This window comes from Shewanella surugensis, assembly GCF_023284005.1.
Taxonomy (GTDB): Bacteria; Pseudomonadota; Gammaproteobacteria; order Enterobacterales; family Shewanellaceae; genus Shewanella; species Shewanella surugensis.
Genome location: NZ_JAKIKS010000118.1, coordinates 1 through 17,150 on the forward strand (window position 1 = coordinate 1; position 17,150 = coordinate 17,150).

A 17,150-nucleotide genomic window follows, 5' to 3' on the forward strand; every position below is an offset into this window, starting at 1 on the left:
AGGTGTTCGATCAGGGTCATTGGGTTACCTCTCAGAAAGTGAGGTGCGATTAGATCACAGTAATTCAGCAGATTCAATCTTTGTTAACAAAGTGCGATCCCGCCCTGGGGGTAGCGCTATCTAAAGGGCTAAACCCAAGCTTTGAAAACTTTTACCTAAGCACTTACACAGATCTATAAAATATGCTCTGGCATGTAACTCCGTATTAAGAGGACTAAAATAGTGGGTTATAATGTGTAGCGAAGACAAATATAACCTACTACTTTAGTTATATTTAAATACATTGTTATGTTCTATTCACAACGTAATATTCCAACGTTTCAAGAAACTCAGAGGGTTTTATGACGTATAAACCAAAGTTAGACTTAATTTCACCCGACTTTTTTAATATACGTTTATCAGTGGATACAAAATAGCGACCATACTTCTGTGCTTCGAAAATATGGCGACAATCGGACCGCATTTTATCTATGCTACCATTGCCAACAACCAAAATTTCAACCTGTCTGAGTTGTTCTATTTCAAGTTGGGTGAGTTCTACCTCAATTGTATAGATAAGATCGACAGATTCACTTTTCACCCATTGTGGCGTATTAGGAAAATCAATCTCTTTTGCAACTGAGTGAAGAATCTCTACATACCGCTCATTGTCTTCGAATAGCTCTCTAGCCTTTAACGAAGCCTCTTGCTCCACTTCATTTCCACCATCAAAGGCACAAGAATCAAAATAAACATTTCCGTAAAATGGATCTGGATTCAATTCAACACTCCTTTAAACATAACCTTCATATTCTGCACATGCTTTATGACCACAGCCCTTACCCAACAAACTGATCAATACTCTTCCCTCGCACTATCCAACACACGCTAACCAGCAAAAGTACTCTCAAACGTTACTTATGTAAATAAATTGTTTTAAACAATAAGAAAACAAGAGTAATTCCATGATCTGCCTCACAACTGAGTAAATGACGCTTTTCTCTTTGTTTAGTCTTGAACAAAATAAAGAATGTAGGTAGTTATATAAACAATGGCGCTCGATTCAAAAATCCCATTCGAAGAAAGCCACTGCTTTTGTTTTAACTTTTGCCTTTAAGATCCCCATCGAAATTGCTGAAATGCGATCAACAAAATCATGTGAAGCGTATAGGGATATACGGTTAGCTTTCGCGGGACAGGACGTTCCATCGGAAGCGTTAATGATTTTTTGGATAAGCATGAAGCTCGTACCTAATAGCAGGTAATTTCGTCTGGGCGTTATGGTGAATGCAAGGAGGATAAGGACGAGCAGTCCTTCTTGCCCCAGTGTGAGTGGGAACTCACGATCTTCTATTAAGCGAAGCTTAATTATTATTAGCCTCACCGCAGGTGATAAAAATAAATTCCGTCGGAATGTAGGAGGGTGAAGGCCATTATAATGGCCTCTTTGAGCGACAAATAGGGATATTTGGCTGGCCTTTAGATAGGGATATCGTTAGGACGAGCAGTCCTTCTTGCCCCAGTGTGAGTGGGAACTCACGATCTTAACCTGCCGCAGGCAATGAATATCCATGAAAATTCGACTAACAAACACACATTTAAATGTTCAAAAACTCGAATAGAAGGAATTCACCTGCTTTTTAAAACCCAGTGTAGATGCAGCTGTGACCGTTGATGGCAGGGAAGCCATCGTCGAACTTACATGGACTGTACTTGTAGTGTGTCTCAGAGGTATCTGCACAAGAGCCTGCCGCAGGCAATTGATACAGCTGAATCAATGCAATCCAAACACACTTAACCAATACCAATTAAATTCAAATATAAAATGTCATCAACTTTCATTTGAAAGCACACTCCGCTGGGCGTTATGGAGGTCATTAGGAGGATAAGGACGAGCAGTCCTCCTAATCCCAGTGTGGATGGGAACTCACGATCTTCCATTAAGCGAAGCTTAATTAGCAGGATGTCAATAAACGAAAGGCCACTTAATGTGGCCTTTCGGTTCAATCAAACGTACTCACGCTAAATCACCAGCTAAAGGGGATTTAGCCTAACTGCGTTGGCGTGCCGGTTTACTCGCCACAGCCTTGTGCTTACGCACTGCACGACGAATTTTAGCACCACGGACTTTACTACGCGCCACACTGTGCTTATCGGTACCCAGTAGACTGCGTGTCTCGGCTTCCATACTGGCAGTTTGACGCAAGTAGTTCACTTGTTCAATCGGCAACTCTATCCAACCGCCACGAGGCAATGATTTAGGCAATTCGATAGCACCATAACGGATACGGATCAAACGACTCACTTGCACTTCTTGCGATTCCCATAAACGACGCACTTCACGATTACGGCCTTCAGCAAGCGATACATGCCACCATTTGTTCATGCCCTCCCCACCAGCAGGTTTCACTTTATCAAAGCTTGCGGGGCCATCTTCAAGCGTCACGCCTTTACGAAGGCGTTGAATACACGCATCACTCACCTCACCAAAGGTGCGCACGGCATATTCACGCTCGACCTCATTGGATGGGTGCATTAAACGGTTGGCTAATTCACCGTCTGAGGTAAACAAGAGTAAACCAGACGTATTAATATCTAAACGTCCCACCGCCACCCAGCGTGAATCTTTAGTACGGGGTAAGCGATCGAAAACGGTGGGTCGCCCTTCAGGATCTTTACGACTGCATATTTCACCTTCCGGTTTATGATACGCAATGACACGGCATACCACATCCTCTTCAGATTTAATCGACACCGCACGACCATCAAGGCGCACTTTTACGTCAGATTCAACCCGATCACCGAGTTTTGCTATTTCACCGTCAATACTAACTCGACCTGCAGCAATCCATGCCTCCATCTCACGACGGGAGCCATGGCCTGCACGGGCCAAGACTTTCTGCAATTTTTCACTCATTAGTAGACTCTTCTATTGATTCTAAATGTTCTGGCGCAATTTTCTCATTCGAAAAAAGCCCCTCCAATGACTCTCGATCCGTTAACAGCGGTAAGGCTGTTATGCTCTCTAAGCCAAAATATCCTAAGAAATCAGTCGTGGTGGCATATAGAGTCGGCCTTCCCGGCACTTCTTTATGGCCCACCGCTTTAATCCAATTTCTATCTTGCAATGTTTTAATAATGTGGCTGCTAACAGCCACCCCTCGCACTCGTTCAATATCGCCACGAGTGACGGGTTGACGATAAGCAATAACCGCTATCGTCTCCAGTGTCGCTCTGGAGTATTTAGGCGGCTTCTCTTGCCAAAGCGGCTGTAATAAGGGGCTCAATTCCGTTAACGTTTGAAAGCGATAACCCCCCGCCACTTTCACTAATTGAACGCCCCGGCCCTCATAATCGGCTTGTAGTTGTTCAATCGCTGCTTGAATGGTATCCCTTGATACCGTTAATTGAGACAAAACGGTTTCTTTTAATGCTTTAATTGTCATTGGCTTAGCCAAAACAAACAAACTCGCCTCAATTAACTGCTTAAGTTGCTTTTCATTTATCTGAGACAATTAATAGGCCTTTACATGTATTAATGAAAAAGGTTCGGCTTGTATCAATTCAACAAGCAACTCCTTAACAAGTTCCATTAGGGCTAAAAAACTGACCACCACACCACTGCGTCCTTCACTGAGTTCAAACAAAGCGTCAAACGGCAAATAATCCTGCCCTTTTAATTTCGCTAAGATTTGTGTCATACGTTCACGGGTGGATAATACTTCACGCTCAATATGATGATGTTCATGCACCGCCACGCGCTTAAGCACGCCAGAAAAAGCACGCGCTAAATCGCTTAATGACACGTCCACAGGTAACAGCTCTGGCTTAATATTATCAGCCGGTGTCGCTCGCGCTTGAAAAAAATCCCGCTCTAACCTCGGCAACTGATCTAACTGAGATTGCGCTTCTTTAATTACTTCATAGGCTTTTAGCTGCCGGATCAATTGCCAACGAGGATCCTCTTCCTCCTCAACACCTAATTCAGGCCTAGGTAACAACAAACGAGACTTAATCTCAGCCAATGTCGCAGCCATCACTAAATAATCTGCCGCGAGTTCAACCTTACTGCCTTGTAAATAAGCCACGTATTCTAAATATTGTTCCGTAATCGCATGAATGGGTAAATCCACCACATCCAATTTTTGCTTACGGATCAAATACAGCAATAAATCTAATGGCCCTTCAAAAGACTCTAAAAAGACTTCCAAGGCTTCAGGAGGAATGAAAAGATCTTTAGGAAAAGCCTTCACCGGCTCCCCTCGGATCACGGCTAAGGGTAATGGCTCTTGGATCGCTTGGATCCCTTCCATCCGTTTATCCTCTTATCGATAATCAATCACACCGTTTAGTTAACGGGGAGAGTCTACAGGGTAATAACGTGAGCAGAAAACACAATCTGACTCAAATGATCCCCCTTTAAAAATGCACCAATAATAACGTTTATGCAAATAAAGCATCGCGCTATATCACTACTTTTTCGCTGTAACCCCCTTTACATCCCCATCACAAAGTGCGCGATTATACCTGTAACTGACTCACAATTAAAGAAAGGGAGCCACATCTCCAGCGCCTTCACGTAAAACATGAATATCACCTTCGGATAAATCAATCACTGTGGTCGGTTTTTCACCTAAATAGCCGCCATGAACAATCACATCCACTTGGTGTTCCAAGATATCGCGAATATGCTCAGGATCAGACTCAGTAAAGTCCTGCCCTGGCAAAATCAAACTGGTCGACATCAACGGCTCCCCCAATGCTGCTAACAAAGCCAATGCAATCACATTATCAGGAACGCGGATCCCAATGGTTTTCTTTTTAGGGTTTTGCAAACGTTTAGGGACTTCTTTCGTCGCTTTAAAAATAAACGTATACGCGCCCGGGGTATTATGTTTCAGCACGCGATAAGCTTGATTATCGACCTTAGCATATGTCGACAATTCAGATTGATCGCGGCACATCAAGGAGAAATCATGATCATTATCGATTTGCCTTATTTGAGCAATACGGCCCATGGCATTTTTGTCACCAATTAAACAACCAAGTGCATAACCCGAATCAGTAGGGTAAACAATCACCCCCCCATTTTTTAACGCATTAATTGTTTGATTAATTAATCTCGCCTGCGGATTATCTTCATGTACGTAAAAAAACTGACTCATTTTGCTTCCATCCAACGTGTTGATTGCCAAACCCAATTCACGCCTTTGGGCTGAAACAAATTTCGACCTAATTCTATCCAGCTACTCGGAAAGTGAAAATCACTGCCTAAAGAGCAAGATAAATTATTCAATACACTCAACGCAATAAGCTGAGCTCTATCATCAATCGCTTGCTGGCCTAGCACGACTTCCATCGCATCCCCACCGGATTCTTTAAACTCTCGCACTAAACGTTTAACCCATTTAGCCGATAATTTATAGCCATTAGGATGCGCTAACACCGCGACACCTCCCGCTTGGTGGATCACCTCAATCGCCTCAGCCATACTGCCCCAATTATTCGGCACATAACCTGTTTTACCGCGGGCTAAGTAACGCTTAAACACATTGGCCATATTGGTCGCATACCCTTTCTCTGCTAACCAGCGAGCATAATGTCCTCGGCTAATGGCCGCATCTCCCGCATAACGTTTCGCCCCTTCATAGGCCCCTTCAATGCCCGCTTTTAATAAACGTTCACCGATTTCTTTGGCTCTATCAGTGCGCAGTCTCCGCTGATTTTCAAGAAAAGTGGCTAAAACGGGATTATCCACATTAATCTTTAATGCCACTATGTGGATATCAAAACTGTTCCAGCGGGTTGAAATTTCAGCCCCATTAATCAAGGTTAACGGCGTTTCATGCGCACTATTATAGGCATGAGCCTCTGCAAGACCGGCCGTCGTATCATGATCGGTAATCGCAAAAACCTGCACGCCTTTTGAGATGGCGCGATCGATTAACTCAGAGGGGGTTAACAGCCCATCTGATGCTGTCGTGTGACTGTGTAAATCAGTCAATATTATTTCATCTGTCATGGGGGCGCATTCTACTTGAGTTTTAATCCATTAGGGGATTTAAATGAACATAATAAACAATTAATCGACCTTGTGAAAATTTTACCCATCATTCCAATGTATTCAATCATGCACAATACGCTAAATATCATAAAAAATGCCAATCAAATAATTTGATTGGCATTTTCAACAGTCAAGACATTGAGATAAAAAGACCCTAGCCCTCTTCCTCTCTCAAGTCAGTATACACGCTACCTCACTTTACGTTTTTCTTGCATCAAATCAGATAAAGTGGCATAAACTTGTTTAATCATCTCATCACTCACCGCTTTGTCATCTGCATCGGTAAGATAAAGGGACGTTTTCTTTAGATCGCCAGGCACATCTTTCAAGGTGATCCGATAATCCCCTTCAGGAAGCGTCACATCATTGTCACTCCAAATCGAGCTCCAGAAACCGGAGTCATCCTCCACCTTCACAAAATACACCCCCAAATTGGGATCCGTATCGGTAATATCAAAGCCCATCTCAGGTAAGACGATACTTAATCTTTCCCACGTTCGTTTATAACCTGCATCCGCTAACCAATACGGCGATTCATCACCATCATCAATCAAACTAACATCAATACCTTGGCTGTCTTGTAAACGCTTATTCTTAAGTGCATGCTCACGTTTAATACCAATGTAGCTCACTGCTTCATTAAGCATATCAATAGTATAACGACGTTTATCACCTGCAGTTAATAAAATATCTTGTGGCTCACCATTATAACTTTGCTCATGTTCAACCAAACTAATGGTTAAATCGCCAGTGCGTCCATGTGGACTCACCGTAATATCAAACAAGTAACGCTGGCGAAGAACAAAGACCTTATCTTCTCCCCACATACTCGAGTCAACCACTTCTTTGGTGGTGATCCAATCTGTTTCTATGCTACCCGCATCAAAATCTTCTTGACGGATCTTGATCGCTTCTTTTGCTAAATACTCTTTAACATCACTAAACAATTCTTGTTTAAGATCGACATCGGTACCAATGGTTTCAACCACCACTTTAATATTATCATCACCTTCTTCGACTCGGGTTCCTTCCGCCATCGGCAGAACCTGTAAAGGAGGACGAATATCTAAAGCGGGACCGATTTGCTTAGGATCAGCCTTAGCACCTAAAGGGGGGATCGCATATTCCAAGCTGTATTTCGGCGTTAATAACCCCGTTGGAATAATAAGATCGGACGTCGCCTTTGTATTGGCATACTTCTCAGCACCATCGGCTTGTCTTCGTTCCATGGACGTACTGCAAGCTGAAACAGCTACAATAAGGATCAGTGGTGTGACTTGCTTTAGCATTATATTAATTAACCTCTATTCGGGCATTTTTCATTTCTTCTAACAACAGACCATGATACTCATCAGAAAGTTCCGTCAAAGGGAGACGAATTTTACCATTGGTGATCAAGCCCATACGATGAGCTGCCCACTTTACAGGGATAGGATTCGCTTCGCAAAACAATACTGAGAACAATCCTTTCATTGGAGATTCAATGATTTTGGCTTTTTGGCTATCACCCGCAAGCGCGGCATCACACATATCTTTAAACTGTTTAGGCACGATATTATTGGCTACCGAAATAATACCATTTCCGCCTAATTCAATAAATTCACGCCCGGTATCATCATCACCGCTGTATAACAAGAAATCAGGACCACACAGCTCGCGCAGGCGCGCCACGCGGGATAAATCCCCAGTGGCTTCTTTAATGCCGATAATATTTGGCACACTCACTAATTCCGCCACCGTTTCCGGTAACATATCCACAGCGGTACGACCGGGGACATTATATAAAATTTGAGGGATATCCGTGCTGGCTGCAACCGCTTTAAAATGTGCGATCAAACCTTTAGGAGACGGTTTATTGTAATAAGGCGTGACACCTAGCATAGCGACAACACCGACTTTGGCTTGCCCTTGCGTTAATTCAATGGCTTCGGCAGTGGAATTGGCGCCATTACCACCAATAATAGGGATCCGACCCGCGGCGAACTTCACCACTTGGGCAACCACTTCAATATGTTCTGCTGCGGGTAATGTTGCTGACTCACCCGTGGTGCCTATTGCCACTATGGCATCAGTCCCTTGAGCAATATGGTATTCGACGAGTTGTTCTAGGCTTGCAAAATCTACTGTGCCATCACAATTCATTGGTGTGATTAAGGCTACAATGCTTCCGGTTATCATGTGTCTTCCCCAAGGATTCAGGATTGGCTATGGTACTGATGACAAGGTTTAAAAACAAGCCCTAGTCTACTCTCTCACTCTTTTTACCGCAACGCAGATAAGGATAAGTTGAGGGCTGCGCTGATCTCATTAAATTCTTCAGCATCATTCGCGTTAATATCGATCATTTCAGTCCAACAAAAAAACTTGATTTTATTGCTTTAATTCATATAGTTAAACTAGATGATTAATTTAACACATTTCAATCAACTCCCCGATGAATTCATTAACGCCACCCCTTTTGAAACCGGACTATGATCGCAAAATTATTAAGTTGTGATAGCATTAGTCCAGCAAAATCGATAAAAGCCGCATTGCGGCTAATATTTTAATTAATAATAAGGAAGTCGAATGTCCAATCACTTGGTTGTCACATCAATGGGCTCAGATCGCTCTGGCATTGTCAGTAAGTTCGCACGATTAGCCAGTGACTGTGACTGTGATATTGTCGACAGTCGAATGGCATTATTCGGTAACGAATTTACCCTTATCATGATGCTTTCCGGCTCTTGGAGTGCCATTTCTAAAATGGAAACCCTACTACCCGAATTAAGCGTTACTCTAGAAATGATGACAGTGATGAAACGGACGTCCAAACACACAGCGCCGCATTACCCTTCTCGTTTAGAAGTGACATTCAATGGCGTTGATCAACGTGGTACCATGCAAAAAATCACTCAATTTTTAGCCGATCAGTCACTTGACCTTGCTGCAGTGCGATCCTATTCAGAAGAACAGGCGGGATCGCCCATCCAACATGTTTTTTTAAGTATCAATGTCCCCGAAACCGCCACAGTCGACACGCTCGAAGTCAATATTAATCAACTTGCTCATGAACTGTCACTCCAATGCACCATTCAGCGCATGCAAGATGTCTCTACTCAGGATCTTATCTCACAATGAATACATTAAAAGCAGGCGATAAAGCGCCCAATTTCACCTTAACCGACCAACATCAACAGAGCATCTCATTAGCAACCTGTTTAGCGAAGAGGCCGGTATTGGTTTATTTCTATCCGAAAGCGATGACCCCTGGCTGTACCGTGCAAGCTTGTGGCTTAAGAGACAGCAAAACACCGCTAGAGAATGCCAATGTTACCGTACTGGGCATGAGTCCCGATCCGGTCGCTAAACTCGGTAAGTTTGCCGATAAACACGAACTCAATTTTTCACTGCTTAGTGATGAAGATCATGCCATCGCCGATGCCTTTGGGGTGTGGGGCGAGAAAAAGTTTATGGGCAAAGTATATGATGGCATCCACAGATTAAGCTTTTTAATTGGACAAGATGGCAATGTGAGCCATGTTTTTAATAAGTTTAAAACCAAAGATCACCATGACGTCGTGCTGGCGTACTTACAAGCCCAATAATAAATAAGTTTAATCCGCATTATCCCAAGTGTTCGTCGCTATCACGTCCACTTGGGCACTTTGAAATCATGATGCTAAAATATAAGGCGCCATTAATATCAGCGCAATAGACCACATAATCAAGCAAATAGCCCTATCAAGATAAACCCAAGCTTGCGGTTGATTAAAAGCCGGACTTAAGTATTTAGTCCCAAAACTTAAGCTAAAAAACCAACCTAATGAAGCCATAATGGCCCCGACTGCAAATAAAACTCGCTCAACACCTTGAAATTGGACACTAATACTGCCCAGCAATAACACAGTATCTAAATACAAACTTGGGTTTAATAAACTCAATCCTAATGTAAGCAATAATACACGAGGTATTGATTCCACTTGTTTCATGTCAGTCGATAATTTACGACTATGTTGAAAAGACATATAAAGTGCATGTGCACCGTATGTAAACAAAAATAAAGCCCCTCCAATACGCGCCACATTAATAATAACAGGAAACGCCACCACCACTCGGCCAAAACCCAATACCCCAAAGGTGATCATCAGGGCATCAATGCATGAACACAGCGCAGCGATTAACAAAGGATGAGATTGCTTTAAGCCTTGTTTTAAAATAAACGCATTTTGGGCACCCACTGCAACGACGAGACTGCCACCTAACCCAAAACCTTGCAGAAATGCCATTTCCATATCATCCCTTCCGTTTAAACATCATCATTGAAAATGACGGCTTCCATTCTTGCCTTATTCAATCGATGACTTGGCCTAGATACTCACGTCTTCAGGCACTGGCCAAGCATTGACCACCGCTTTAATTAATGAGGCTAACGGTATCGCAAAGAATACCCCCCACACACCCCAAAGACCGCCGAAAATGAGTACGGCTGCAATAATAAACACCGGATGTAGATCCACGGCGTCAGAAAAAACAATCGGCACTAACACATTACCGTCAAGCGCTTGAATAATCCCATAGCCTAACATTAAGTAACCAAATTCAGGCGTAATGCCCCACTGGAAAAAAGCGACTAAAGCAATGGGCAAGGTGACGAGTGTCGCCCCCACATAAGGAATCAGTACTGACAATCCCGTTAATACACCCAATAATGCGGCATAACGTAAATCCATCACCGCAAAGAAAATATAACTCACGACCCCAACTATCATGATTTCAATCACTTTACCGCGAATATAATTTAAAATCTGTTGATGCATTTCACGCCATACTCGTTGAGACAACTCTCTATTTTTTGGAAAAAAGCGAGTACTCTTCTTAATTAAACTGTGCTTATCTTTTAAAAAGAAGAACACCAATAACGGTACAAGAATGGCATAAACCATTAGCACTAATAATGACGCAGAATATCCCAGTAAATGTTTACCCACATTCAATAAATGTTGGGTATCTAACATCTTCTTGATTTCTAAAATCATGACATCAAGCTGATCGGTATTCACCCATTGAGGGTATTGGTTAATATACGCTTGTATTGTCTTCAGTCCCTGGTCAAGCATGGAAGGTAAATCAGACGTTAAGGCCACGCCTTGTCGCCAAATACTCGGCACTAAACCAAAAATAATGAGTACGCAGAGACCTAAAAAAAGTAATAACACGATAGAGGTTGCCACCGTTCTTTTTATCCCCAGCCTGCCCATTTTTTCAACGGGCCACTCCAACAAAAAGGCTAACACCAACGCAACGAGTAAAGGGGCTAATATGCCCGCAGCAAAATACAAAATTAACCCGCCACCCAACAAAATTAAAACTAAAGTAACGGCTTGAGGATCGCTAAATCGCGTTTTATACCAATGACTAATAATGGAAAACATGTGACTTCCTAAGAGGGTTTACACTACAAGAATAGATGAAAATAAGACGACTGGGCGCCATTTTTTCCTAAGAGATTTAACCATTTTGAGCAATACTAACGATGGGGAACATCATAATCATACAACCATCCTGACACATTAAGAACCAACAAACGTGACACTTTATTGGAAGCTGACTTTATTCAGGGATACACTTTCAACTGTACGATACCAGCACAATGAGATACATTTTCGTAACGATAACCCTTTTTTTTTAAAAATGAGGGAACATCTTGTTTAGAACCGGGGTCTGACAATAACACAAGTAACGGACCGCCTAGCGGTTGCTTTAACGCCAATTTTAATTTAACTAACGCTAACGGGCAAACATCACTTGTTAAATCAATAATATTCATAATCAACTTGCTATAAACAAACTTTGCCTATTATCCTAGTAAGTAAACGAAACTACAAGCAAACATTATCTTGTTAAGACAAAAAGCGTGTTACGTTGAAAAAAGTCCTCACAAAATAAGCAGAAACAAACCAAATAGTGTCGTTGATTGATGAAAAATAGAGAGACTATATGAGCTGTAAAGCAGTCGCCTTAATCTGTAGATGTTAATAAGGATCCACTTGAGTAAACATACATTTTCAAAAAAAATATTAGCAAGTGCCTTATCATTGCTGATCTCTATCAGCCCCGCTATGGGCATAGGCAGCACTGAATTACCCGATTTGGGCACTGCTGCGGTCAATACCTTTAGCTTAGAAAAAGAAGCCATTTATGGTGATGCTTATATGCGGCTGATCCGCTCATCCAGCCCGGTGCTCAATGATCCGGTGCTTAACCAATATATTACTGAACTAGGGAACAAACTTGTCGCCCATGCTCAAGATGTGAAAACCCCCTTTTATTTCTTCCTTATAAGAAATGATGAAATCAATGCATTTGCCTTCTTTGGCGGCCACGTAGGCGTGCATACAGGGTTATTTTTAAATGCTGACAACGAAAGTCAACTCGCTTCGGTCCTAAGTCATGAAATTACCCATGTGACTCAACGCCACTTGGCGCGTTCATTAGAAGCACAAGAAAAAACATCCACCGCAACGATGGCCAGTATGCTAGGCGCTATTTTACTCACCATTGCGGCTCCTCAAGCTGGAATGGCCGCCCTTGCCACCACCCAAGCGCTCTCAACCCAAGCTAAAATTAACTATACGCGTTCCAATGAAAAAGAGGCCGATAGGTTAGGCACACAAGTCATGGTCAATGCTGGCTTTGATCCTAAAGCTACTGCCAGTTTTTTTGCAAAACTCGCTGCCCGCTATCGTTATACGACAACCCCCCCCCAAATGCTACTGACTCACCCCTTACCCGAGTCTCGTATTACCGATGCTCGTAATCGCGCCATGCAATATCCCAATCGCTTTGTGCCCGATAATGTCAACTTTCAATTAGCGAAAGCCCGAATACAAGTTCGCTTTTCAAACTACAGCCCAGAAGCCGCATTGAGTTTATTTGAACAACAATTAAAAGATAAAAGCTACACCTTTAAAAATGCAGCCCTCTATGGCAAAGCCTTAGCATTATTTCGGTTAAAAAAAATGGATGAATCAAAAGAAATCATCGATACATTATTAGCCAAAGATAAATATAACGTTTTTTATATTGATACCGAAACAGACTTATTACTGGAAAAACAAGAATATAAAATCGCCATTAAGATGTTACTAAAACGCCAACAACTTAAACCAACTTCCAACGTCATTAATACCAATTTAGCCAATGCCTATATCGAAGCCGGTGAGCCCAATAATGCCATCCCTTTATTAGAAGATTTGATTTTCTTAAATAAAGACGATCAAATTGCTTACAGTCTACTGGAAACGGCCTATAAAAAACTCAATAATAAGGCCATGGCATATTTTGTTAAAGCAGAATCCTTAGCCCTAATGGCCGATTATAAAAATGCGATCGATCAACTCAATTATGCCTATCGTTTTTCGAAAGGAAACCCCTTACAACTCGCAAGAATTAATGCACGTATTCAACAGTTTAAACAATCTGAAAAAACACTCGAGAGCTTAAAATGATCGGACTCAATATTCATGTTATCTCTTGAACACGGATCGACATTGAGTGTCCAAGAGACACACCCACTATAAGTTTAATTGGCCAACGCGCGGCTTTACAGTATCATAAGCCTGATATTACACATAGGATCAACCTTGTTATGACACAAGTCAGCATATACCATAACCCTCGATGTTCAAAAAGCAGACAGACTCTCACATTATTAGAAGAAAATAACGCTCAGATCACCATCATTGAGTACTTAAAAAACCCACCAAGTGAACAGACCCTCACTCATATTCTGACGCTATTAGGGTTAACCCCAAGAGAATTAATGCGCAAAAAAGAAGCAGAATACAAGGCACTGAGTTTAGATGATGAAACTCTCAGCAATCATGCACTCATCCAAGCCATGGTACAAAACCCTAAGCTGATTGAGCGCCCGATTGTATTAGCCAATAACCAAGCCGTCATTGGCCGCCCACCTGAAAATGTCTTAACCTTACTTCCTCTGGATTAGTCATCATGAACACGAATACCCTTTTTACTGTCTGCCGAGCGGGCTATTGCTTACTGGTATTGCTCTTAGGCGCACAATTTATCCATCAAGGCATGAGTGGAGAATATTCACTCATATTCAGTATACTGTGGATATTACCCTTGATATCCCCCCTAAAAGGCGTCATTAAAGGTGATCCTTATACTTATGCTTGGGGTAGCTTTATTCTGTGTTTGTATATGCTGCATGGATTAACCTTGCTTTACGTGACGCAAGATCAATTTATCTTCGCTCTCAGTGAAGTGATACTCATTGGGGCATTATTAATTGGCTTTCCTTTTTATGCCCGCATGCGAGGCAGAGAATTAGGCTTAGGGCTCAAAAAACAAAAGAAGGCTTAAACCTAAACGAACAAGGTTTACTTTATCACCGACCTCTTCATCAATCGCTAGCGTCTTCAATCCTAAGTAACCTTGTGCCAATGACGCCCATATTACTTAGGATTAATTCAAATGACTAAAATAAACTGTTTTACATTTTATCTACCTATAAAGTCAATCTCAATGGCTAAATAAACCCGCCTCATCTAGTGTTATATCCAAGTAACCCTAAATTGCTCAATACTTGGAAAGCCAAAATGAAAATCGCCTCGCTATTACTCTTCGCCAGCCTGACCGTATTCATCAGTGCATGTAATGACAGCAGCTCGAGTACCATTACTCAAACACAAACGGAAGTTAAAACAGGCGTGTTACTCAATAATGGTCCGGTCAGCCAATTACCTTATGTGACGTCGACACACGCTGGCGTAACCAATGACAATGGTGAATTTCAATATCAAGAAGGTGAAGACATTGTCTTCTATTTAGGGACTGCTGACAGAAATATTTTATTTCCTAAACTTACCTCCAACGCCATTATCAGCTTAAGCAGTTGGTATGACTCTTATCAAGATATCAATATCCCTATCAATATTAATCGACTACTGATGACATTGGATGAAGACTCAAACAGCAGTAATGGGATCCAAATAGTTGAGGTTGGCAAGCTCGAAAGCATTCATGAATCCACCGTTAATTTTAGTTCTACCACCGATAATTTTGAGATCAATTTACTGATATTTGATGAACTTAAATCGCTGTTTCTTGCCAACACTGGACGAGGGCAACTCATCTCCGAGTCTGCTGCAGCCATCGCTTTTCATCGCTATATACAACCACAATCCAGCTTTTATGACCCTTCCGATCTCACCTTAGGCTTAACCGTCCCACTCCCCCATGAGCTTAGAGCCTCCGATTTTGGCTATTCCAACATTGACAACGACGCAAACTATGTTTTACACAGAGACACTATTTTTGAACATCAGCTCACGACTAAACAAACTATCAGTAAAACAGAAAATATCTATAACCACTCACAGGAACAAGTCTTCGATCTCAATATCAGCGCAACCAGTGCAAAATACTCAATCACAAAAAACGATGATGAAATCGTCAACTTCACCAGTAGTACTCAGCAGCAAGGGAGTTTTACCAGCTTTACCACCCCGACGTTATATACTAAAGAAGAATTAAAACAATCTTATATCGATGAGCTTAATTTAACCGTTGCGGAGCGGGCACTTATTTATCCTGTTTTTCCTTATGTTGCTATTCCCCCTTACGATCAAAGTGTTTACACCACCACAATCACTTATTATTCAGCAACGCCCGACGGTAATACCATCGAACTTTCAGCCTATATTGCCTTTCCAGCCTCTGCGGTAGACTCACAGTTAGACAGTGATGAAATGAAAATATTAAGCTACCAAAAATACACCGGAGAAAATGTAGGCAAAGCTGACAGCGCAGCCCAATTATTAGGGAACTTAGCCGCCTCCAATGGCTATTTTGTCGTCGCCTCATATTATTTAGGTAATGGGGTTGCCGAAGAGGCTATTCCCGCCTATTTGATTGAAGATGCCGCCGCTACTTTTAGCCTCGATGCCCTCAACGCCTTTCAGCAGTTTTATAATGAGCAATATTCAGAACAAACCCCTATCGATATCACAGCCAATTCAACCACTTTATTTGGCTATTCTCAAGGAGGGCATTCCACTATCGCCCTAATGCTGAGATATTTATACCAAGGCTATACCAACTTAGCAGCAACGTGGGCGGGTGAAGGACCTTATAACCTCACTAAAACGATGGACGGCATGATGGCCGCCTATTTCGATAATAGCGATGAAAATTATTTAAATTACACTGAATATGCCTTAGTCCCCTATCAAGTGGGGTTTTTAAAAGGCTATATTTTACCTGGATTTAGAGAGTATTACGGCCTAGATATCGATGATGATGACATTTTTCTCGAAACCAGTTTATTGGGCAATACCGTTTATACCCTCAAACCCAGTTTCGCACTGGCTTATATTTACACTCACGAGTACGACACCTTAAAATCTTTGCTGTTTAAGAACAGTCTCACCAGCATGTCGGACATCACGTTATTAGACAGTGATACGGGTAATGATGTGTCACTGCAAGATTATATGATAGATAACCAGATTAATTTTCCGATTTATCTATATCAATATGAAGAAGATGTGTTAGTCACTGAGGGGAATTATGATGATATGGCGACCTTGCTTGAGAGTGACATTATCAATAATATCTCAAGCTCACGAGGTGTGTGTGAAGTCACCAGTGAAGGGGTAATTGCTGCACTGGATCAAAAGCTATTGAATTTGCTCACACTCGATCCCTCAGGCGCTCACGTTCTATGCGGGTTTTATATGTTGAATGATTTTATTGGCAGTTTTGAATAAATGGCTAAAATAAAGATGACAAGCCTTATCGCACAGGCTAAACATATATTTAAAATAGTCAGTTAATCTATTAGATGTCATAAAAATATAATGATCTTCATATTGATAAACCAATCCTAACGATGACTTATTATTCTGAAAATAAAAAATAGGCAGATTAACAACAATAAATGTAAAAAGGGGAAAGTGGCGGCAGATCCTGACGTAACCTCTAACTTATAAGTGCTTAACTAAAAGTTATCGTATATTTTGACGGATAATTATCCATGATGTTTTTTACACTCTCTTTGAGTGCATCAAAAGTGATAAAATCATGGCAAGATAACCAT

The 17,150-nt window shown here is 41.7% G+C and carries 17 protein-coding genes; 6 read left to right on the top strand and 11 right to left on the bottom strand.

What is annotated here, in order from left to right; all coding sequences use genetic code 11:
* Positions 1 to 286: 286 nt before the first annotated feature.
* From L2764_RS21330 to dapA, 8 genes are all read right to left on the bottom strand, one after another.
* Positions 287 to 760, bottom strand: a complete 474-nt coding sequence (locus L2764_RS21330) for a hypothetical protein (protein ID WP_248942358.1) — start codon at positions 758 to 760, stop codon at positions 287 to 289.
* A 1,269-nt stretch (positions 761 to 2,029) separates the two neighbouring features.
* On the bottom strand, positions 2,030 to 2,896 hold the full coding sequence (rluB, locus tag L2764_RS21335; RefSeq protein WP_248942359.1) for a 23S rRNA pseudouridine(2605) synthase RluB: 867 nt from the start codon (positions 2,894 to 2,896) through the stop codon (positions 2,030 to 2,032).
* Positions 2,889 to 3,494 carry an SMC-Scp complex subunit ScpB gene (gene scpB / locus L2764_RS21340; RefSeq protein WP_248942360.1) on the bottom strand — a complete coding sequence of 202 codons (606 nt, stop codon included), beginning with the start codon at positions 3,492 to 3,494 and terminating at the stop codon, positions 2,889 to 2,891. Before scpB ends, rluB begins: the two co-directional genes overlap by 8 nt.
* A complete protein-coding gene (locus L2764_RS21345; protein ID WP_248942374.1) occupies positions 3,495 to 4,283 on the bottom strand; it encodes a segregation and condensation protein A in 789 nt (262 codons plus the stop codon).
* Between the two features lie 240 nt (positions 4,284 to 4,523).
* The gene (locus tag L2764_RS21350; protein ID WP_248942361.1) at positions 4,524 to 5,144 is read right to left on the bottom strand and encodes an L-threonylcarbamoyladenylate synthase; all 621 of its coding nucleotides are present in this window, start codon (positions 5,142 to 5,144) and stop codon (positions 4,524 to 4,526) included.
* On the bottom strand, positions 5,141 to 6,001 hold the full coding sequence (gene rnm, locus L2764_RS21355) for an RNase RNM (RefSeq protein ID WP_248942362.1): 861 nt from the start codon (positions 5,999 to 6,001) through the stop codon (positions 5,141 to 5,143). The genes L2764_RS21350 and rnm overlap by 4 nt, the downstream gene beginning before the upstream one ends.
* 230 nt (positions 6,002 to 6,231) lie before the next feature.
* Complete coding sequence (bamC, locus tag L2764_RS21360) at positions 6,232 to 7,332, bottom strand: NlpB/DapX family lipoprotein (RefSeq protein WP_248942363.1); 1,101 nt, start codon at positions 7,330 to 7,332, stop codon at positions 6,232 to 6,234.
* A 4-nt stretch (positions 7,333 to 7,336) separates the two neighbouring features.
* Positions 7,337 to 8,221 carry a 4-hydroxy-tetrahydrodipicolinate synthase gene (gene dapA, locus L2764_RS21365; protein WP_248942364.1) on the bottom strand — a complete coding sequence of 295 codons (885 nt, stop codon included), beginning with the start codon at positions 8,219 to 8,221 and terminating at the stop codon, positions 7,337 to 7,339.
* Between the two features lie 390 nt (positions 8,222 to 8,611).
* Here dapA and L2764_RS21370 point away from each other — a divergent pair, with 390 nt between their 5' ends.
* Together L2764_RS21370 and bcp are read left to right on the top strand one after the other, a co-directional pair.
* Positions 8,612 to 9,163: a glycine cleavage system transcriptional repressor gene (locus L2764_RS21370; protein WP_248942365.1), complete on the top strand. Its 552-nt coding sequence runs from the start codon at positions 8,612 to 8,614 to the stop codon at positions 9,161 to 9,163.
* Positions 9,160 to 9,630: a thioredoxin-dependent thiol peroxidase gene (bcp, locus tag L2764_RS21375; protein ID WP_248942366.1), complete on the top strand. Its 471-nt coding sequence runs from the start codon at positions 9,160 to 9,162 to the stop codon at positions 9,628 to 9,630. Before L2764_RS21370 ends, bcp begins: the two co-directional genes overlap by 4 nt.
* A gap of 66 nt (positions 9,631 to 9,696) precedes the next feature.
* Here bcp and L2764_RS21380 read toward each other — a convergent pair whose 3' ends face one another.
* The 3 genes from L2764_RS21380 to L2764_RS21390 form a co-directional block, all read right to left on the bottom strand.
* Complete coding sequence (locus tag L2764_RS21380) at positions 9,697 to 10,317, bottom strand: LysE/ArgO family amino acid transporter (protein WP_248942367.1); 621 nt, start codon at positions 10,315 to 10,317, stop codon at positions 9,697 to 9,699.
* A gap of 75 nt (positions 10,318 to 10,392) precedes the next feature.
* Positions 10,393 to 11,457 carry an AI-2E family transporter gene (locus tag L2764_RS21385; protein ID WP_248942368.1) on the bottom strand — a complete coding sequence of 355 codons (1,065 nt, stop codon included), beginning with the start codon at positions 11,455 to 11,457 and terminating at the stop codon, positions 10,393 to 10,395.
* A gap of 182 nt (positions 11,458 to 11,639) precedes the next feature.
* Positions 11,640 to 11,852 carry a sulfurtransferase TusA family protein gene (locus L2764_RS21390; RefSeq protein WP_248942369.1) on the bottom strand — a complete coding sequence of 71 codons (213 nt, stop codon included), beginning with the start codon at positions 11,850 to 11,852 and terminating at the stop codon, positions 11,640 to 11,642.
* A 202-nt stretch (positions 11,853 to 12,054) separates the two neighbouring features.
* On the opposite strand from L2764_RS21390, the gene bepA reads away from it, so the two are divergent.
* The 4 genes from bepA (at position 12,055) to L2764_RS21410 (ending at position 16,821) form a co-directional block, all read left to right on the top strand.
* Complete coding sequence (gene bepA / locus L2764_RS21395; protein WP_248942370.1) at positions 12,055 to 13,533, top strand: beta-barrel assembly-enhancing protease; 1,479 nt, start codon at positions 12,055 to 12,057, stop codon at positions 13,531 to 13,533.
* Between the two features lie 140 nt (positions 13,534 to 13,673).
* Positions 13,674 to 14,033: an arsenate reductase (glutaredoxin) gene (arsC, locus tag L2764_RS21400; RefSeq protein ID WP_248942371.1), complete on the top strand. Its 360-nt coding sequence runs from the start codon at positions 13,674 to 13,676 to the stop codon at positions 14,031 to 14,033.
* Between the two features lie 5 nt (positions 14,034 to 14,038).
* Positions 14,039 to 14,413, top strand: coding sequence for a DUF2069 domain-containing protein (locus tag L2764_RS21405; RefSeq protein WP_248942372.1), 375 nt, complete (start codon positions 14,039 to 14,041; stop codon positions 14,411 to 14,413).
* A gap of 236 nt (positions 14,414 to 14,649) precedes the next feature.
* Positions 14,650 to 16,821 (top strand): alpha/beta hydrolase family protein, encoded by a 2,172-nt coding sequence (locus tag L2764_RS21410; RefSeq protein WP_248942373.1) that lies wholly within the window; start codon positions 14,650 to 14,652, stop codon positions 16,819 to 16,821.
* Positions 16,822 to 17,150: the final 329 nt, after the last annotated feature.